The following is a 19563-nucleotide window of genomic DNA, read 5'->3' as shown; positions in this document are numbered from 1 at the left end:
GGTGGTCAGTGATTGTTGCTCGAAAGCAGCGGATTGCACTAGACCATAGTTGCATTGACTCGAGGGCCTGCCAATCGACGCTGACGGCAGACGATGCCGAGCGACGCGGTTGGCAAGTCCAGGGCGTCTAAGTTCGCGGCGGATCGATTTGTTCGCTGTCTGGGACAGGCTTGATTCCGTTTTTCAGGGACGCGACTTGCTGCCCTTCTTCAGCAACAACCCACGTGTCTTTGCTGCCGCCACCCTGAGACGAGTTGACGACCAACGAGCCTTTTCGGAGCGCGACACGCGTTAATCCGCCGGGCAGAACCCAAACGTCATCCTGCCGTCGGCAAAGGATGTAAGGCCGCAAGTCAACGTGGCGTCCTTCCAATTGACCGTCAATCAGTGTCGGGACCCGCGAGAGCTGCAAGGTCGGCTGGGCGATCCAGTTCCGCGGATCTGCTTTGATCTTTGCCGCGTACTCGGCTCGCTGTTCTTTGGTCGCATGTGGACCGATCAAGACGCCGTAACCGCCGGATTCGCCAGCTGCCTTGATCACCAATTCGTCCATGTGTTCAAGGACGTATTTTCGGTCATCTTCTTTCTGGCAAACGTAGGTCGGAACGTTCGGCAGGATTGCCTCTTCGCCTAGGTAATAGCGAATCATCTCAGGAACGAACGCGTAGATGACTTTGTCGTCGGCGATCCCGGTGCCGGGCGCGTTTGCCAAACTGACATTGCCCGCGCGGTAAACATCCATCAACCCGGCAACACCCAAGACGCTGTCTTTACGGAATGTTTTTGGATCGAGGAAGGCATCGTCAATTCGCCGATAAATGACGTCGACGCGTTTCAGACCGCCCGTTGTTCGCATGTAAAGGAAGTCGTTTTCGACAACCAAGTCACGACCTTCGACCAGACGGACACCCATGTTTTGGGCCAAGAACGAATGCTCGTAGTAAGCACTGTTGTAGATCCCAGGCGTCAAAACCACGATCGCAGGGTTTTCGACATTCGGCGGGGCGATCCCACGCAGCAAGTCGAATAAACGCCAACTGTAATCAGACACCGGGCGAACGCGTGAAGCACCAAAAACCTGTGGAAAGTTCCGCTTCATCACGTGCCGGTTTTGCAACACGTACGAAACCCCCGAGGGGCAACGCAGGTTGTCTTCCAAAACGAAGACGGTTCCTTCGTTGTCACGGATCAAGTCTGTCCCGGTGATGTGGCACCAGACGTCATTGAAGGGCTTTAACCCGTGACATTCCTTCAAATAAGCCGGCGAACTATCAATCAGTTCCTTCGGGATAATGCCGTCTTTAACGATCGCTTGTTCGTTGTAAATATCGCACAAGAATCGATTGAGCGCACGGATGCGCTGCTTCAACCCGGCATCGATGTGTTTCCACAGCATTGCCGATACGATTCGCGGGATAACATCAAAGGGAAAGATCTTCTCAGTCCCAGCAGAATCGCTGTAGACCGTGAACGTGATCCCCATTTGATACAGCGATCGCTCAATGGCTTGCTGCTTGCGGTACAGCTCTGCTGGCGGCAGCCGGTTAAAGAGCGACACCAGCTCTTCGGTGTCGGGACGCGAGAGATTTCGCTCGTCCACAAGTTCGTCGAAAAAACCATCGGTTTGATAGTTTGGTAACGACGGAGTCGACGACTGCGACTGACGCTGAAACGATTTTCCGGAAACTTGTTCTTGCATGACGGCTCGATGAGACTGCACTTCGGCTCGCGACCAGACAACCACGTTGGCGATGTCCAGCATACAACGTCACGCGAACGCTCGCAGGCTCGAACTGTGTCAAGAACGAACGAACGTGATCGATTGCAATGAATGCGTGCCCGTTTTGAATCGTCCAATCAAATTGGATTCTCCATCGCGTGGCACCTGATTAGCTCACGGGTCCGCCAAGTCCCGGTAGACGGTAGTAGTGTAAACAAATCTATGGATAATCGTGCGTTCCCTTACCGAGCTTTCATATTGCGGCGGCTGGTGTGCCCGCAATTGCCACGTAAGGTGCCAGGGATGGTCCCGTGATTCCAGAGAAAGTTTCTTAGCGACGTGGAAACCTTCGCAAAGACGCTCATACCGCGTTCAACCGATTTCGACATCGGAATGGCAGAATGTTGTTTCCGAACGATTATTGTGGTGCTTTTGTTGAAAACAGGAGCGATTAGAGGAAATGAGGCGAGATTGCTGGAAAGAATAAAATGATTTGCTCGAATGAACGCACGACTCGAAAGCACCTCGTTCAGATGAACATGGTTCGATTGCAACGGGCTCAATTTCAATGGGCTCGATCGAACATGGCGCGATTGACCCCAATTCAGTCCAGTCAGCTTTAAAACGGAAGTAGCCAGACTTGCGTCACGATTTCCTCCGTCGCCTGCCGATCTTCTCGTTGCTTACCGCCGCGGTTGCCGCAGCGGTGTTGCTTACTGGAGCGATACTGGACTTGGACATTCCTGCGGTTGGGCAGGGAGCCTTGGGATTTGTGATCCTGGCTTCCTCGATCGCCGATGCCATCCGATTGGCTCGTGGTGGAGCAGGGCAGGGCGGTGCGGATGAATCGTCCGGAATGCTAACCGCGTACACCAACGAAAATCTTAAGCAATGGATCGAAGAGCAATCAACGCTCTTGCAACAACGATCAAGCCAGTTGACGGACCGCGCGTTGGCCCTGCAACAATGGATGCAATTTCCCGAAGCGATCAACTTTCGAACCGATGGCGATCCATCGCAAATAAACCAATCGCAAAAAACGATTGCCGATCAACCCGAAACGGCTTCGCTGGATCCGCTGGAATCCTGTGACAAGGCGTTGCTAACGTTGATCGATGCGAAAACCAAAGAATTGTTCAACAGCATCAAACACGATGCGTATCGCAAGAAAACAGAACAGGGTTACGAGTTTAAAACCGAGAAGATCCGCGAAGATCTATTCCGGCTCGTTTCGGACGTCGCCGCGATCTATCGGCCAGACGATCCTGCGCCACTCTTGCGAACCAACGTCGAAGCCATCTCTCGCGCCGCCGGACGCGCGTCACTGCGTTTGCTGGTCGCCGTGGAAAGCTTGCCGGTTTCCTTAGCCACGTATGACTTTCAATCGATCTACAAACTGGTCACCCAGGCCGTCCGCACATTCGGTTTTTACAAATCGGCTAAACCGTATCTCGATGTCGCATCGACGATGTGGGCGGCCGGACGAATCGTCATCAGCGCCAACCCGATCACGATGGCCGCATGGTGGGCCGCAAGCAAAGCGACCACCTACGGCGCTTCCAAACTGGGGCAACATGTTCTCGATCAACAGGCAGTCGGCCTGATCCGTCAGCTGGTTGAAATCGTTGCGATCGAAGTCGCATCCATCTACTCGCCCATGGTTCGATATCGTGACATCCACTGGGTCTACGGCGTCGAACTGGTCCACCTGGCAAGCCGCCTAAAACTGTCCGACGCTGCACGCCTAGAAGCCATGCGACAATTGGCTGTCATCAACCTAAAAGACGAATACGGACGGGTTTCATTGATGCGTCAATTGGCCGGCGGACGGTCTTCGCATCCGGACCAGTATTCGCCGGCACAGTCGCTCTCGTTGGCCGACCGTACAATCGTTGCCGAACGTTTGGAAGAATTCCTCCTAACTCACGTGTTGTCCGGATCCAAAATCAATCGTGGCAACGCCGAGCTGATCGAACAGTGGCAAAACGATGCTGGCGAAAGGCTGGAAATTCAATTCCGAGCCGGAAAAGTCCATGCCGACGAAACGGAACAACTACAGCGAGCGGTCTGGGCAATCGCCGCATTCCTGCTCGAACACCTCGGAGATGAACCCGACGACTTAGAAGCCTCCTTGCTCACAACGAAATCATGGGGCGAAGTGCATTCTGATACCCAGCAAAAGTACCTTCAGCGGCTTTGTGATGATCCGCCATATCTATATCACCCTCCCGAGATCGCGCCGGAGGGAAACCTCGCAAAACTATTCCTGTCCGACCTCGCCTCCATCGCTGCATCACCACGAAATCGATCGGCCCCGACCGACGCGGCTTCGTTCGAAAAAGGCCAGGTAATCGAGCTGCCCAAACAGACGCGGGAAAGCACGCTTCGCGTCACCGCATACTTCCTTCGATCCGACCCCGACGCCATTGTCGAACACTATCGAAAAGCCAAAGCGGCAAACCTGGGAAACAAAAATTTACCTCACATCATTATCGATTCAGCAGCTTGGCTGTCGGAGCTTGCAGGACAGAAAAAACCACGGGCACTATATGGCCAAGCTCGTTTACGGTCCCCCGACGAGCCGGTCACCGATGCGGATTCGACCGTGGTGATCCGACTGAATGATGATGTCATTTGCTATGCGGTCGACGAAACTGTATCGACAATCCAAATCCGCATCCTGGGGCTCGGCCGCTGGAAAGACACAAAGTTCATCAAGCAGGGCGGCTACATCCGCAGCGACTGTGAGATACAGCTTCCAGGTTCAATCTCTGTCACCATTCCAGGCCCAACGTTCAGCAGCTACGAAGAATGGTTCAAACCTCTGACCGACGCCTAACGCCTGCCGACACAACGGTCTTCGAAGAAACCGATCACCGGCACCTGCGCTGAAATGACACCTCAATTGCTTGCATTGAGTTGCTGTCATTTAGAGCTTCGAAGGTGAAAACTCGTCTTTCGATGAATTTGGGAATTTCTCTAAAGTCCAGCGCAAAGGCGGCCGACGGGGACGCCTCGTTGCCGCGAAAGTACGTGTGAAGCACGACGTTCGCCACCAGACGACCACTCGTCCCAACACACCTGACTTCACCGTACGAAATGGCTCCATCATCCTTTCGACTTATTGCTGTCGTCTTGATGCTGGGCTTGGTGGTGCTGGTCCCAGACGAGGCCTTGCTGGGCGCGGAGACGATGGAGATTTCCGCACGTAGCAACGGCATCCGAACATTAAAAAACACTCCGGTGCAGCTAACCGGCGGTTCACAGTTCGCGAACGGTCCGGTTGTGGCAAGCCCCGCGACACAGGCGACCTCGCGATACCGATTGGCGATTGACGAGAACCTCCCATCGACCAATGAAAGCGCTACGCTGCGCCACACCGCTGCTGCGAATCCCGTCGCGCTTCAATCTGGATCGCCTCGGACGCCGTCAGTCAATCCAACTGGTGAAACATCATTTGGCTCCAACACATCGGCTGATGCCGAGGTCGACGAATCGGCAACGATCGTGACGCGACCGACAATGTCGCTCTCATCCGAAGCTCTGCAAACCATCGCCGGCGGCCCGGAATCTTGGGTGAGCCCTGAAAATGCCCGCGGCAGTCTGCAAACGATGCTGCTGCTTTCGGTTGTCAGCTTGGCGCCTGCGATTTTGCTAATGACGACTTGTTATGTTCGCATCGTCGTTGTGCTTTCCTTGCTTCGGCAAGCCATCGGCCTCCAAGCCTTGCCTCCAACACAAGTGCTGACCAGCATTTCGCTGTTCATGACAATGTTGGTCATGACGCCTGTCTGGACCGAAGTTTACGAAAAAGCGATTCGGCCCTACAGCGATCCCGATTCCGGAATGACCCTTGCCGACGCGTACGAGGCTGGGACATTGCCGATGCGCGAGTTCATGGCGAAACAGATCACATCGGCAAAGAACGTCGAAGATGTCTTCCTGTTCTATCGCCATGCATTTCCTGAAGGACCGCGACCGAGTTCCTATGCCGACATCCCGATGCGAGTGATGCTGCCGGCCTTTGTGATCAGTGAACTGAAAGTCGCCTTCCTAATGGGCTTTTCGATTTACCTTCCGTTCTTGGTTATCGACCTGGTCGTTGCCAGCGTCACGATGTCGATGGGCATGTTCATGTTGCCACCGGCAATGATTTCGCTACCTCTGAAACTACTGCTGTTCGTTCTCGTTGACGGTTGGCACCAAGTGGCCGGAATGCTACTGGCAAGTTTCGCGAAATAAGTTCCCTGGTCACCGTTAATGGAAACGTGCTGATGGACCCCAGCCAAGCAATCGATCTTTGCCGCCAAGCATTGTTCCTGGCCGCGTTATTGGCAGCGCCGGTGTTGCTCGCAGGCGCAGTGACAGGTCTGATCAGCGGATTGATCCAAACGTTGTTCCAGGTCCAAGACCAATCGATTTCGTTTGTTCCGAAACTGATTGTTTCCAGCTTGGTGTTGTTAGCATGCCTGCCATGGATGTTCTCAAGAATGATGGAATTCGCAGGCACGCTGTTCGCGACCGGCGGGATTTAGTGTCTCGCGGACTCTTAGTTCCACCAAACGGCTCCTTCACTCAACGCCATCGTCCTGATGTTTGATCAATTGCTGCAGTTCATTCCTGCCGATGCATTGGCGGCTTTGCCACTGGTCATCGCGATGATCGCGCTGCGTCTAACGGGACTGATCTTGGCGATGCCGGGCCTTTGCTTTGGCATCCCGATCCGAATGCGAATCGCATTGATCGCCCTGATGACTTTCGTCCTCGCACCTTCGGTCCTAAGGACGATTAGTTATCAGTACATCGATGTTCCCAGCAACGTTTCGGATATCGGAATCGACGAACTGGCCAATTGGCTTGTCGCCGGATCGCGAGAGCTGATTCTTGGAATCGTCATCGGCGGCATCGCTCAACTGTTGATCAGCGGAATGCAATTGGCGGGCGAGTTGATTTCCAGCAGCACCGGCATGCAACTCGCTGCGGTCGCAGACCCTTCAACGGGAACCACGGTACCGCAATTTTCGAAGTTGATCGGCATGATGGTCACCTGCCTATTTCTCGCTTCGGGCGGTCACAGGATTTTGGTCAACGCGCTGCTGGACAGCTTTCAACAAGTTCCCCCGATGGCGACTTATGAAAACAACCAGCTATTCGGCTTGCTTATCGAACAACTAACGATTGGGTTTCGATCCGGACTGCGCGTGGCCGCACCGCTGCTGGCCTGCATCGTGTTATCCAATGTTGTGGTCGCTTTGATCAGCCGTGCCATCCCAGGCCTGAATGTGATCGCCGTCGGAATCAACATTAATCTTCTGGCAGCTCTCGTGATCACAGGGCTGACGATCGGTTCGGCGGGATTGATCTTCGAATCTGAATTGACCGAGTCGATCGCGCGATTGGGGACGACGGTAGCGAGATGAGCGGGAAGATCCATCCACCGACCCCAAAGAAACGCCAAGAAGCAAGAGAGCAGGGCAGGGGACCACGAAGCAACGAACTTGTGTCGGCAGCAACGCTGTTAAGTGCAACGGGCCTGATGTCGTTGATCGCACCTCAGTTGGTTCGGTTCTTAGCAACAACGCTTGAAGACACATTCAACCGCCCACCTGAACTTTCGATCGAAAGTGGTCTCGTCTACAGCCGCATCGCCAGACTGGTTTTGGCAAGCGGCGTGGTACTGCTTCCGCTGCTGATCGGCTTGCTATTGATTGGAATCGCTAGCGGTCTGATGCAATCCAAAGGCAAGCCCGCCTTTGCCAAGTTGGTTCCATCGTTTGGCCGACTGTCACCGGCCAAACGAGCTGCATCAATGCTGGGAATGCAAGCGATGCTACGGACGGTCGTCTCGACGCTAAAGCTGATCGCGATCCTTTGCGTCGTCGTGATCTTCTTGCGGAATTCGACTCCTGTTATTGCCGGGCTAGGACAACTGCCAATTGCCATTGCCGGTGCCAAAGTTTTTGAGCTGCTGATCGGCTGCGCCGCATGGCTCGGAACGACGGTGATGCTATTCGCGATTGTGGACTACGCGATTTCTTGGTGGCAATTTGAACGGGACTTGATGATGACCGACCAGGAACTGCGTGAGGAAATCCGGAACTCACAACGCACAATGGTCCCCAACGCGGGAGTTTCAAATGCGGCGCGAACCACCGAGATCAGCGGCGTGACTTAGTGCTTGGCATCCATGTAGATCGGTCGAAGAATTCAAGTCAGGCGACCGAATTGGCCGAGACTAACTGCGTGGGGTTGGCGAGCAGTCCGCCAAATGCGGTCGTGTCGGAACACTGACGAAATCCGCCAGTTGACAACTTCCACTTGACTTTTGCGGACAAATCGACCTATTCTAGAACCATGACACTTTCAAACCTGCTACCTCTGCTACTACTCCTACTGCTCGGGCTACTAAGCCGCGGGCCGGAGATGAGGGTTTGCACCGTTGAAGTGAAGCGTTAACAGACGCGTCAAAACGAAACACAGCAAAGGCCCGAGTCCCGGCAACAGGACTCGGGCCTTTTTTTGTTTTTGAAGTTCATTTTGATGTCACATTCAGATTTGAACGAACCGGTTTGGACACATCGGCAGCCTCTTTGGAGACAAAGGGCAGCCGCTTTGGAGACAAGGGGCCGATTGTCCCCAGGTCGCTACCGCAAGGTGGACGATTTCCCAAGTCATCACGTAGGGGTGGTGGCGAACTTTTTATCCTTTGGCAGACTGATACATTCTCCGCAGACATTTAATGCATAGGAAATGATTCGATGAGTTCTTCTAGTTCACCCGTTTCAGGTGAAATGCCCGGGCCTGATTCGACGCCAGATTCAGCGACCCAGCAGCGTCATATTCGTATTTTCGACACGACGCTTCGCGACGGCGAGCAATCGCCGGGTGCGAGCATGAACCTGAGTGAAAAACTGGAAGTCGCGCACCACCTTGCCGATTTGGGCGTCGACATCATCGAAGCCGGATTTCCGATCGCATCGCCGGGGGATTTCGAATCGGTCAAACAGATCGCTCAGACGATTCGCAAATCAACGATCTGTGGCTTAGCACGCTGTAGCGAAAAAGACATTCTGCGTGCTGCCGATGCCATCGCGCCAGCCGAACAAGGCCGAATCCACGTGTTCTTGGCCACCAGCGCGATTCACCGTGAATTCAAATTACGAATGACCCCGGACGAAATCGTCCACCGCGCTGTCGAAGGCGTCAAACTTGCTCGCAGCCGCTGCGATGACATTGAATTTTCTCCCGAGGACGCTTGCCGCACCGAACACGACTTTTTGTGCCGAGTGGTGGAAGCGGCGATTGATGCGGGTGCAACAACGATCAACGTCCCCGACACCGTCGGCTACATCACTCCGGAAGAAGTTTTCAAGATCTTCGAAATGCTTCGCAACCGTGTCCCTAATATCGACAAAGCGGTGCTCAGCACGCACTGCCACGATGACCTGGGAATGGCGGTAGCCAACAGTTTGGCTGCGGTTGCGGCCGGGGCCGGCCAGATCGAATGCACCATCAACGGAATCGGAGAACGGGCCGGGAACGCGGCATTGGAAGAAGTCGTGATGGCGATGAAAACTCGTAGCGATTTCTACAACTGCACCACACGAATCGATTCGACGCGCTTGGTCCCAACCAGCCGATTGGTTAGCAAAGTCACCGGCATCAACGTACAGCGGAATAAAGCGATCGTTGGCCGCAATGCGTTCGCCCATGAATCCGGTATTCACCAAGACGGAATGCTGAAAGAGCGAAGCACCTACGAAATCATGTCACCCGAAGAAGTCGGCTTCGTTAAGACGGACTTGGTTTTGGGCAAGCACAGCGGCCGAGCAGCATTGGCGGATCGCGCCAAGACACTGGGCTTTCACTTGGAAGGCGACGAATTGCAACGTGTATTCGAGCAATTCAAAGTCTTGGCGGACAAGAAGAAGGAAATCTACGATGGCGACATCATCGCCTTGGTCCAACAACAGATCAGCACCGGAAATGGCCAAGCATGGTCTTTGGTGGACTATGAGGTGACGAGCTCGACTGGCAAGACGCCACGCGTGAAGCTGACGCTTTCCAACGGGCAGGAAGAAAAGTCCGCCGAAGTCGCCGAGGGTGACGGACCGATCGACGCTGCGTTCTGGGCAGTCGAACAGATCACCGGCCTGGAACTGATTTGCAAAGAGTTCCGCGTACGCAGCGCGACGTTAGGCCGCGACGCGATCGGTGAAGTCAACCTTGAAGTCGAACACAAAGGCCGACTTTATCGCGGCGTCGGTGTCAGTACCGACAGCGTCGAAAGCACCATCCTGGCGATGCTGAACGCGATCAACCGCATCATCGCATCGTAAAAGGGGTCAGGCCTCTTTTCCCTGCCTGCTCATCGATTTGCCAAGCCCTTCAAGACCATGAACGGCTTGGCAATCATGGGCAAATTTGCTGTTCCATTTCGGTTCAACAGGACAACTCGCTTGCGGGCGAGCGACCGATTAAGACTTATCCGATTTTTTCTCGTCTTCGTCGACGGGAAAGTGCAACTCGCCCGTCATCGGATCGGGGCGAAGCATCATCGTGTCACTATCAGGGGTGAATTCTCCGTCACCCGTGATCGGATGAATCTGAGAGCCGGGCGCGTCCGGTCCAGATGGATTCTCATCGCCCAGCAGGTCACCGACGTCCAGCGGCATCGCGTCGATTTCTGCGTCAAGCGTGGTCGCCGAATATCGGTCGCCAAGCTCTGCCATATAAACATCCCGAACGCCAGAGCCTTCGATCTCTTCTTCGTTGGGCACGGGATCCAGACCATCGTCGCCTTCATCATCGGTGCTAACGAGTTGGATTGAGGCTGCACCGGCTTTGATCGCGTCGAGATCTAGTTCAGGTGGTGCGCGAAAAATGTCGTCGACATTACCGCGAAGAACTTGCCGTCCGAGTTCGATCGCCTTCTCTTCGCTCCAACCATTTTCGCCAACGAATTCATCGGCCAACACACGCGACAAGATACGGCGATACATATCGAACTTCGGCAGAACGAATTCCAGCTTGTAAGCGTCGCTGTAGTAACCGATCTGCTTGTTGCGTGGCACCGCTTCTAAACGTGCGGCCGCGTCGCGGTGGATAAATGACGGCGTGTTGCTGTACCACCAGTGACCGTTGGTGATCACGTTGGGGAAGATCCAGCTATAACTAACCAACTCTTGGTTGGTAACACTCGCGAGCACGGAAACCGGAAATTTGACTCTTGGAAACGCATTGAACAGTTCGCGATACTGAATCAATGAGACTCGGCTGTCGTACAAATCCTGGCCCTGAAAAACGCCACCGGGATAAACGCCACGATTGACACCGATCATCAAATCGAACGGCAAGCCGAACTCGTCGCATAATTCAGCCAATGTCCAAAAGACTCGCTTGGACAAAGCCGCGATGTCTTCGGCACTGGCTTGCACTCCGTCAGTTAGGACAGACTGTAGAGCTTTCTGCGCCCGACCATCACTGACCATCGAGGGCTGGAAGCTTGGCGGGATCGAAATCGCGCAAGCGCGAGCCCCTTTGGTGACGAAGTGAATAAATCGCTGTCGCAACGCGTCACGCAGATTGCCCAACGAACCGTTCAGTGAGACGCCACTGGATTTTTCGAGTCGCTCCTGAACCTCTGGCTTTGCCAAATGGAAAACCAAATCATCGGTTCTCAAACAGGGGATATAGGTGCTGGTGTCGAATCCTTCCAAATCGTCGTCGAAGTCGTTGGTCAGGAAAACCGCTTCGACGTTGCTGTGATCGAGAACCGTTTGCGCCCAATCTGGCGAGCCCATTTTCGCTTCGGCACGGTCGTACAGTTCTTCCCAATTGTCGGGTGTAATTGCGTCGTCTGTGAAATCGAAGAACTCACGACAGATCTGAATCAACCAGTGATAGTTCGCGGTATTGGTGATATTTCCCAGACCATGAACCATTCGGCGGACTAGTTCGCGAGGTTCGATGCCGGGCTCTTCGATCTCTAGACGCGGCATCCCGGCCGAATGAACCAGTTCGGTGTAGTAGTGGTATCCGAGAATATCAGCAAGCGTTTGCGAGCCGGCGGAATGAGGGTTGATGTGGGTGTGCGGATCAACCAAACGGATTGCTGAAATGGCCTGATAAATGGTTTCGCGTGCCGACGAGAGATCACGTGCCGGTTGAGCTGCCATGAGGATGCCAATCTAGATTTGCGAAGCAAGGAGGATAAACGGGAGTCCAGCGGGGGAGATACCCCCTGGCGGGCCGCCGGAACGTCACCGACGAAACCAAGATCGACAGAGGACACTTTTGCCCACCGGTGATCCAGTTGGATTGTCGACAATTCTGACTGCTAACGCGAGACGCTGGTGCCGGTTTTGTCGGCACCTTGGCGAGAATTGCGGCTCTTTAGTCAAAAAAAACTTGCCGAACCGCAATCACATCGCGCTAGAATGGTCGTTTTATGCCGCGAATTCGTTTTCTGCCGGAGAGAAGAGACTGTCACCGATGGATCAGCCGTCCGATCGACAGACACCCGCGAATCGGGAATCGGTAAACCCCGATCCGCCGACGACTGCCCCATTCGTCAGCGGCGACTCGGCCGAGCACTCACCGAACGACTCCGGTCCTGCGATCCCTTTAGGCAGCGAATCGATGCGCGATGTCGTGCGGAATCCAGAAGACAATCCCACCGAAAACGACCATCGGACCAAACACAGCCGATCTGACCAACACAGCGACACACCGAATGACGCCCCAACGAAAAGCGTCGCCCAACGCAAACTGATCTTCCATCGCTTTGATCCCGGAAAGCCATCGACGCTTCGTCACCACATGGAAGTCGAATACGTCGACGACCAGCTTGACGATAGTCAGCATTCCGCAGAGCAGAACACAATCGGCCCGGATGACCGTCAAGCAAATGCACCTTTGACATTTAAGCCGACGCCAACTTCAAAGGCAGACTCGCATACATCCGAGCGTGAATCTTTCCCAACACGCATCGCGGTACCCAACCCACCAGTTTCTGGATCGCCAATACCGCCACCAAAATTTCAGGTGGTGGTCCATTCCGATAGCGAAGCAGGCTCCCCCGAGGCTCCTCCACGAATCCGCATCAACACCACCGAAAACGGTGAGCTGCAGCCAAGTGAATTGCAGACCGCCACGCGTCGATCGGCGGTCGAGTCACGTCGCGAAGTCGCGATCGAAATTAACCAACACCGACAACGCGGAAACGCAGCCAGCGCATTCCAGCAAGGGCTGGTCATGTTGGTCACGGTGTTGTCCGTCCTCGCTGCGGCTTGGTTTGTCGTCCCAGGAATTGTGGAGCGAATTCGCTACGCACAATACCGCGGGCAGCTTCGTGCGGAGTTTGAAGTTGCCAGTGAAGGGCTCAAAGACGTGTCGCTCGATTCGCTATCGCAGGCCTATCAGATGGTCAGTGCAGCGGTCGGTCCCAGCGTCGTTCACATCGATATCCAACGCGCTGCCCACCACAAGATCATTCACGACGACATCCCAGGTGCCCCCGCGATCCTGATCTCCGATCAAGGCAGTGGCGTCGTTGTTGACTCTGAAGGCTACATCCTGACCAATCGCCATGTGATTTCTGATAGCGATGAAATCCTGGTCACGCTTAGCGACGGCCGCCGAGTCGAGGGGGTCATCGTTGGCATGGACGAACTGACCGACCTGGCACTCCTCAAGGTAGACGCCAGCGGACTGATCCCGATCCCATGGGGTGACAGCGAACGGATTCGAGTAGGCTCACCCGTGTGGGCAATCGGCAGCCCCTTCGGACTCGACCGCACCGTGACGTTTGGCATCCTAAGCGGCAAACACCGCGTCGTTCGAGCCAAAGACCGGTATCAAGATTTCATGCAAAGTGATGTCGCGGTGAATCCAGGCAATAGCGGCGGACCGCTGGTCGATTCACATGGCACGATGGTTGGCATCAACACGGCAATCGTTGGCGATACCTACCAAGGCGTTAGCTTTGCCATTCCCAGCACTGTTGCCCAAAAGATCTATCATCAGTTGCGTGAGCACGGAAAGATCGAGCGTGGTTGGCTAGGTGTCTCGCTTGCCGAAGTCAGCGACGAAAAACTTCCAAGTGAAAACCATCGCTTGCGTGGAGCTCAAATTGCTGCGATCGCTGACATCCAATCGGGTGCTTCCCAAGCTGGCTTGGTCCCCGGCGACATCGTGACGCGAGTCGAGGGTGAAACGATTCGGGATGTCGATCATTTGATGCAAGTGATCGGCAACGCGATGGCGGGAACACGCGTCGAGATGCTGATCCTTCGAGACGGCGAAGAAAAGAAGTTCGACGTCAAACTTGGTCGTCGCCCTCCTCAACTAGACCGACGCTAGGTTCGACAATCCAAAAGGTCACACTTCGATCAGCTGGTCTGATGTTTCATTAAGCAGCAACAGACCACGATTAGATCAATCGGGGAACTAACCCCCGATCGATCAAATCCGGCTGATGCAGATCAGCTTTTCAGTTGGTCCATCCACGACAGACCACCCGCTAGTGGTTGCGATTGCCACAGACAGAAACAACGAAGCCAGTCTGTCACACCAACACAAAATGCGATCGAAATCGATTCATAGGTCATCTATAATTCCGTTGATCCAAATCTGATCTTCCATGCGGCCGATGATGGTCGCATCCCTCCGCTATCTCGTACCCCACCTAACATTGTGAAACGGTTGCTCTCGAGCTTGCTCTGTTTTTCGACCTTCCTTGTTGCGGCTTCGTCGACCGACGTCTGCTTTGGCGAAGAAACGCCTGGAATCGCGAAAGAAAAACCTGCAGAAGGCCCCTTTGTCAAAGTCGACGAAGGCTACATGGTTCCTTACGACTATCGGATTCCCGGTACCAATCAAACGATTTCGATGGTGCCTGTCCCTGGTGGCGAATTCATGCTCGGCAGTCCCGAGAGTGAAGAAAACCGTCGTGAGGATGAAGGGCCACAAGTCAAAATCAAAGTCGACCCGATGTGGGTGGCCAAGACCGAAATCACTTGGGGCCAGTACAAAGAGTACATGGACCTATACGCGATCTTCAAAGACTTTGAAGCCGACGGTGTCCGCCCCGTCAATGACAACAACAAAGTTGACGCGATCACCGCACCGACGGAACTGTACGAGCCGACGTTCACGTTCGAATACGGTCAAGATCCGAAGCAGCCCGCCGTAACGATGACACAGTATTCGGCGCAGCAATTCACCAAGTGGCTCAGCCTGATCAGCGGTCAGCAATATCGATTGCCTACCGAAGCGGAATGGGAATACGCAGCGCGTGGCGGTACCAAAACCGCATACTCATGGGGCGACGACTTAGACGATATCGACGACTACGCATGGTACTTTGACAATGCTGATGACGGCCAAGTCGCCGCTGGTAGCAAGAAGCCAAATCAATTCGGGCTCTACGACATGCACGGCAACGTCGCTGAGTGGACGATCAATGCGTATACCGAAGACGGCTACAAGAGCTTTGCCGACAAGAAAGACTTGCATGCTGTTGACGCGGTCATTTGGGCCGACATGCCTTGGCCATGTGTGCTGCGTGGTGGCAGCTGGGAACTCGACGCTGAAGAGCTTCGCAGTGCAGCCCGATTGCCAAGTAACTACGAAGAATGGAAAGCAGACGATCCGAACTTCCCACGAAGCCCTTGGTGGCTAACAAGTGATCCCGCTCGTGGTGTCGGCTTTCGAATCTTTCGGTCGTATCAGCCTCTTCCCAAAGAGAAGATCACAAAGTTTTGGGAAGCCCAAGACGAAGACACCATCCTGGATGTGAAATCACGCATCGATGGTGGCCGCGGCGGACTCGGTCTGGTCGACAAGGACCTTCCCAAAGCGGTCGAAGAAGCCAAAAAATAAGCGACTTCAACAGCTCGCAAACGCCTACCACCCGCACGGACAACAAACCAGTCCGTTCGGGTGGTTTTTAAATGCAGTACCAATGCCAGCCCTCCCCAAACTTGCCATGGCCAAGCAGCCTGCAATGACCAAGCTAAGTGAGCGGGAGCGATGCCGTCGCTACAGGTGGGATCGCCCGGAGGGGTTCACGAACGGTGATTATGAATCGTGGCTTTCAAATCGACGTTCGTGGCATAAACTTATTGGGCTTGCCGAAGCTCATTTGTTGTCTGGATCGTAATCCGGGGCGGTGCGAACCGGATGACAAACGGAGTTGTCCATCGCGTACATTCACCCTCGAACCCTAATTCTGGACTTACCCCCGTGTACGAAACACTGGCTGTCGTTGGTGCTACTGGCGCCGTCGGACGAATCGTTTTACAACAGCTTGAAACGCGTGATTTCCCATACAAGCGTTTGAAGTTGCTGGCTTCTCAGCGTAGCGTCGGTCAAGAAGTCGTCGTCAAAGGTGAGACGATCAAGATCGAATTGCTTGCCCCCGGAGCTTTCGAAGACGTTGACTTGGTAATCGCCAGCACTCCCGACGAAGTCTCAGCCGAGTTCGCTCCTTACGCGGTCAAAGAAGGTGCGGTCGTCGTCGACGAAAGCGGCTTTTGGCGCATGGACCCGACGGTCCCCTTGATCGTTCCTGAAGTGAACCCAGAAGCGATCGGCAACCACAAAGGCATCATCGCAAGCCCCAACTGCAGCACCACCCAGATGGTTGTCGCCTTGGCGCCAATTCACAAGGCTTGCAAGATCAAACGCGTTGTGGTCAGCACCTACCAAGCGACCAGCGGTGCAGGCTTGGCCGGCAACGTCGAATTGATGACCAGCACACAGAAAGTTCTCGATGGAGAAACACCATCGTGCAAGACGTTCCAGTATCCGATCGGCTTTAACTTGATCCCACAGATCGGAAGCGAGAAGTTCGAAGGTTACACCAGCGAAGAAATGAAGATGGTGTATGAGACTCGCAAGATCATGGGTGACGAAGACATCCAAGTTTGTCCGACCGCAGTTCGCGTTCCTGTGACCATCGGACACAGTGAATCCATCTTGGTCGAAACCGAAGAACCCATCACGGTCGAACAAGCAACGGAATTGTTTAACCAGGCCGCTGGAATCACCGTTGTAGACGACTTGCAAAATCGCCGGTATCCAATGCCACGTGATTGCGATGGCCGTGACGACGTCTTCGTCGGTCGGATCCGCCGTGATATCAGCGGCAACGGCAACGGGATCGCATTCTGGTGCGTTAGCGACAACCTTCGAAAGGGTGCCGCGACCAATGCCGTTCAAATCGCCGAGTTACTGCAGCAGTCGGTCGCCTCAGCTTGAACGATTCGGTAAGTCGTACGTTTGCCTTGGTGATCGCCTATGACGGAACGGACTATGCAGGTTGGCAAGTCCAGCCCGATCAAGCGACCATCCAAGGCACGTTGCAAACTTCGATCCGGCGCAGCACCGGTCAAGACGTGACCGTGACCGGAAGCGGCCGAACGGATGCAGGGGTGCATGCGTTTGGCCAGGTTGCCAGCTGCCGTTTTCCCAACTGGACCGCTTCCACCGAAGCATTGCTGCGGGCGATCAACTCACGCCTTCCCAATGCAATCGTCGTCAACGAAGTCCACCAGGCGGACCCAGATTTTCATGCCATCCGTGACGCGCTCGGTAAACGCTATCGATACCAAATTCAGGTTCGACATCAGCGAAACCCATTCGAACACCGCTATCGCTGGCGGTTAAGGCGTCTGGTTGATGTGGAATTGATGAAGATTGCCGCGAAAAAAATCATCGGCCATCGCGACTTTTCTAGCTTCGAATCGGCCGGTGCGGAGCGTAAATCCTCCGTCCGTGACGTTAGGGACTGTGTCGTGCTCCCTGCGCAAGATTTTGATCAGACAGGTCACCTTGCGATCGAAGTAGAAGCCAATGGCTTTCTCTACAACATGGTGCGTAATATTGTCGGCACGTTGGTCGAGGTTGGGCTGGGCAAGCAACCGCCCGAATGGATCGACGAAGTGCTGGAGCAAAAGAACCGGATCTACGCCGGTCCGACGGCTCCGCCCCAAGGGTTGTTTCTGAAACATGTTCACTACCTGCCGGGCTATCGCAGCACAATCACACCGGATCGACACGCGCCTTTAACCGATCCTTAACATTATTTGGGTTGTGATACCCGATAATGCGTTCAACTCATCGCCCCTAAACGCGACACCGTTTGGGGCGGCCGGATCAAAGCAACTGGCTTTGAACGGAAACATTTGAAACAGGACGTTCTTTAGAAAACGCCTCCCGCATGGGTTGCCGAAGGAGATCGAGTTTCTAACGCGTTCTTGGACAAGCTTATTTATGTCGGTAAACACCACGACCGCAGCCGAACCGGTTCTTGACGACGCGACGCGCGATTTTGTGCGGCGATCGATGCATGCCGGGCTGGTCGAATTGCCCGACATCAAGAAGGTCGTCGTTTCCCTGATGGCTGAGGACACGCGGTTCTCGCCAGAACGACTAGCGGACGGGTTGGTGGGAGCCAACTTATTAACGCCATGGCAAGCACGTAAGCTGCTGACCGGAAAAGCCAAGGGTTTCTATCTTGGCAACTACAAGCTGATGCGACCGCTGGGTAAAGGCGGCATGGGCGTCGTCTTCCTTGCCAAACACTCGGTGATGAATCGATTGATGGCACTGAAGATCCTTCCCTCCGAAGCATCCAAGGACGCCCGCCGGATCGAAAGGTTCAAGGAAGAAGCACGAGCCTCAGCGAAGCTGGAACATCCCAATATCGTTCAGGCCTATGACTTTTCCGAGGCCGACGGCAAGCTTTATATCGTGATGGAGTACATCGAAGGCGTCGACCTTCATCGTGCTGTTGTCCGTGACGGAGTGATGTCTCCGGCGGAATCACTTGATGCGATGATCCAATCGACTGACGCCCTCGCACACGCACACCAACGCGGGATCGTTCACCGCGATATCAAACCGTCAAACATGTTGCTACGCGCCGACGGCGTCATCAAAGTCAGCGACATGGGATTGGCCCGCATCGGATACACCAACGGTTCGTCCAACGAATCGCCCAATCGCTTGACCGGCACCGCCGACTTCATCGCGCCCGAACAAGCAATCGATAGCCAAACGGTCGATGCACGAGCCGACATCTATTCGCTCGGTTGCACTTGGTATTTTCTGCTGTGCGGGCGTCCGCCGTTCACTGGCAATAACGTTGCCCAACGCCTAGCCAAACATCAGACCGCACCGGTCCCATCGGTGAACAGCCTGCGATCGGATTGCCCCAAGGCAATCTCAGAACTGATCCAGAAAATGATGGCCAAACGCGCCGAAGACCGCCCCGCTTCGGCAGCCGAATTGCTGGTTCAGCTAAGACGTCTTCGCGGGACGGTTGCCAACGGTGGCGACCTTTCAGACCGACGAATCTCTTCTCGTGTTGCTTCGGATGAATCGCCTAGCCCAAGCTCGATTGACGATAGTGGGCCACTGAGGGATGCCGGTTCATCCACAGTTTCGGAATCCATCGACATTGATTTCGGAAGCCTGCCGCCTGTGGACTTATCAGCGCTTCCGCAGGTTCCGGTATCGCCACTGTCGACATCACAGCAGTTCGCCGTCCCAGCCAACAACGGCAAGTCCAACCCAAAGCACAGCTCACAAAATTCGAACGCGAATGGTGATTCCCAAAACATTTTGCTGGGAGTCGGCCTGGCCTTGTCAACATTGGCCTTGCTTGTCGTCGTTGGAATCACGTTCTACCAACTGACCAAAGAAGAAAAGAAAGAACGCCCACTGAAGGCGATGGAAAACGGCAAAGAGATTGTCGTTTTTCAAGAGTAGCTTGACAGCCAAAACGTTGACGCATCGTTGCTTTGCAGGTCTTGTGATCGTGAGAAGAGCATGGC

13 protein-coding genes are annotated in these 19563 nt (G+C 54.5%); 11 read left to right on the top strand and 2 right to left on the bottom strand.

The genetic code is table 11. The annotated features are described in order from the left end of the window. Window positions 1-127: 127 nt before the first annotated feature. Window positions 128-1699, bottom strand: coding sequence for a circularly permuted type 2 ATP-grasp protein (locus LOC67_RS04325; RefSeq protein ID WP_230261282.1), 1572 nt, complete (start codon window positions 1697-1699; stop codon window positions 128-130). Window positions 1700-2360: 661 nt separating this feature from the next. Here LOC67_RS04325 and LOC67_RS04320 point away from each other — a divergent pair. The 6 genes from LOC67_RS04320 to LOC67_RS04295 all read left to right on the top strand — a co-directional run bounded on the left by LOC67_RS04320 (window position 2361) and on the right by LOC67_RS04295 (window position 10059). Then, window positions 2361-4559 (top strand): hypothetical protein, encoded by a 2199-nt coding sequence (locus tag LOC67_RS04320; protein WP_230261281.1) that lies wholly within the window; start codon window positions 2361-2363, stop codon window positions 4557-4559. Between the two features lie 665 nt (window positions 4560-5224). Next, the gene (gene fliP / locus LOC67_RS27510) at window positions 5225-5962 is read left to right on the top strand and encodes a flagellar type III secretion system pore protein FliP (RefSeq protein WP_230261592.1); all 738 of its coding nucleotides are present in this window, start codon (window positions 5225-5227) and stop codon (window positions 5960-5962) included. A 32-nt stretch (window positions 5963-5994) separates the two neighbouring features. Then, on the top strand, window positions 5995-6255 hold the full coding sequence (locus LOC67_RS04310) for a flagellar biosynthetic protein FliQ (RefSeq protein ID WP_230261280.1): 261 nt from the start codon (window positions 5995-5997) through the stop codon (window positions 6253-6255). Between the two features lie 57 nt (window positions 6256-6312). Further along, entirely contained in the window at window positions 6313-7140 is an 828-nt protein-coding gene (locus tag LOC67_RS04305; protein ID WP_230261279.1) for a flagellar biosynthetic protein FliR, read from the top strand. Continuing rightward, window positions 7137-7895, top strand: coding sequence for an EscU/YscU/HrcU family type III secretion system export apparatus switch protein (locus LOC67_RS04300; protein WP_230261278.1), 759 nt, complete (start codon window positions 7137-7139; stop codon window positions 7893-7895). Before LOC67_RS04305 ends, LOC67_RS04300 begins: the two co-directional genes overlap by 4 nt. Window positions 7896-8511: 616 nt before the next feature. Further along, the gene (locus tag LOC67_RS04295; RefSeq protein WP_230261591.1) at window positions 8512-10059 is read left to right on the top strand and encodes a 2-isopropylmalate synthase; all 1548 of its coding nucleotides are present in this window, start codon (window positions 8512-8514) and stop codon (window positions 10057-10059) included. Between the two features lie 138 nt (window positions 10060-10197). On the opposite strand, the gene LOC67_RS04290 is transcribed toward LOC67_RS04295, so the two are convergent. Continuing rightward, entirely contained in the window at window positions 10198-11898 is a 1701-nt protein-coding gene (locus tag LOC67_RS04290) for a glucuronate isomerase (RefSeq protein ID WP_230261277.1), read from the bottom strand. Between the two features lie 316 nt (window positions 11899-12214). Between LOC67_RS04290 and LOC67_RS04285 the strand changes: the two genes are divergently transcribed. The 5 genes from LOC67_RS04285 to LOC67_RS04265 all read left to right on the top strand — a co-directional run bounded on the left by LOC67_RS04285 (window position 12215) and on the right by LOC67_RS04265 (window position 19498). Next, window positions 12215-14083 (top strand): trypsin-like peptidase domain-containing protein, encoded by a 1869-nt coding sequence (locus LOC67_RS04285; protein ID WP_230261276.1) that lies wholly within the window; start codon window positions 12215-12217, stop codon window positions 14081-14083. A gap of 354 nt (window positions 14084-14437) precedes the next feature. Next, the gene (locus tag LOC67_RS04280; protein ID WP_230261275.1) at window positions 14438-15604 is read left to right on the top strand and encodes a formylglycine-generating enzyme family protein; all 1167 of its coding nucleotides are present in this window, start codon (window positions 14438-14440) and stop codon (window positions 15602-15604) included. A gap of 300 nt (window positions 15605-15904) precedes the next feature. Then, window positions 15905-16984, top strand: coding sequence for an aspartate-semialdehyde dehydrogenase (locus LOC67_RS04275; protein WP_261366406.1), 1080 nt, complete (start codon window positions 15905-15907; stop codon window positions 16982-16984). Further along, entirely contained in the window at window positions 16981-17805 is an 825-nt protein-coding gene (gene truA / locus LOC67_RS04270) for a tRNA pseudouridine(38-40) synthase TruA (RefSeq protein WP_230261274.1), read from the top strand. The genes LOC67_RS04275 and truA overlap by 4 nt, the downstream gene beginning before the upstream one ends. Window positions 17806-17998: 193 nt before the next feature. Next, the gene (locus tag LOC67_RS04265; protein WP_230261273.1) at window positions 17999-19498 is read left to right on the top strand and encodes a serine/threonine protein kinase; all 1500 of its coding nucleotides are present in this window, start codon (window positions 17999-18001) and stop codon (window positions 19496-19498) included. The last annotated feature ends 65 nt before the right edge of the window (window positions 19499-19563 follow it).

Origin of the sequence: Stieleria sp. JC731 (assembly GCF_020966635.1) — a bacterium.
GTDB lineage: Bacteria > Planctomycetota > Planctomycetia > Pirellulales > Pirellulaceae > Stieleria.
This window is presented reverse-complemented; position numbering and strand designations above follow the sequence as displayed.

Bases quoted from the DNA above. Each gene is read 5' to 3' on its own strand.
- LOC67_RS04310 (WP_230261280.1), top strand. From the start codon at position 5,995: ATGGACCCCAGCCAAGCAATCGATCTTTGCCGCCAAGCATTGTTCCTG.
- LOC67_RS04300 (WP_230261278.1), top strand. From the start codon at position 7,137: ATGAGCGGGAAGATCCATCCACCGACCCCAAAGAAACGCCAAGAAGCA.
- LOC67_RS04325 (WP_230261282.1), bottom strand. From the start codon at position 1,699: ATGCAAGAACAAGTTTCCGGAAAATCGTTTCAGCGTCAGTCGCAGTCG.
- LOC67_RS04275 (WP_261366406.1), top strand. From the start codon at position 15,905: ATGACAAACGGAGTTGTCCATCGCGTACATTCACCCTCGAACCCTAAT.
- LOC67_RS04305 (WP_230261279.1), top strand. From the start codon at position 6,313: ATGTTTGATCAATTGCTGCAGTTCATTCCTGCCGATGCATTGGCGGCT.
- LOC67_RS04295 (WP_230261591.1), top strand. From the start codon at position 8,512: ATGCCCGGGCCTGATTCGACGCCAGATTCAGCGACCCAGCAGCGTCAT.
- LOC67_RS04290 (WP_230261277.1), bottom strand. From the start codon at position 11,898: ATGGCAGCTCAACCGGCACGTGATCTCTCGTCGGCACGCGAAACCATT.
- LOC67_RS04265 (WP_230261273.1), top strand. From the start codon at position 17,999: ATGTCGGTAAACACCACGACCGCAGCCGAACCGGTTCTTGACGACGCG.
- LOC67_RS04285 (WP_230261276.1), top strand. From the start codon at position 12,215: ATGGATCAGCCGTCCGATCGACAGACACCCGCGAATCGGGAATCGGTA.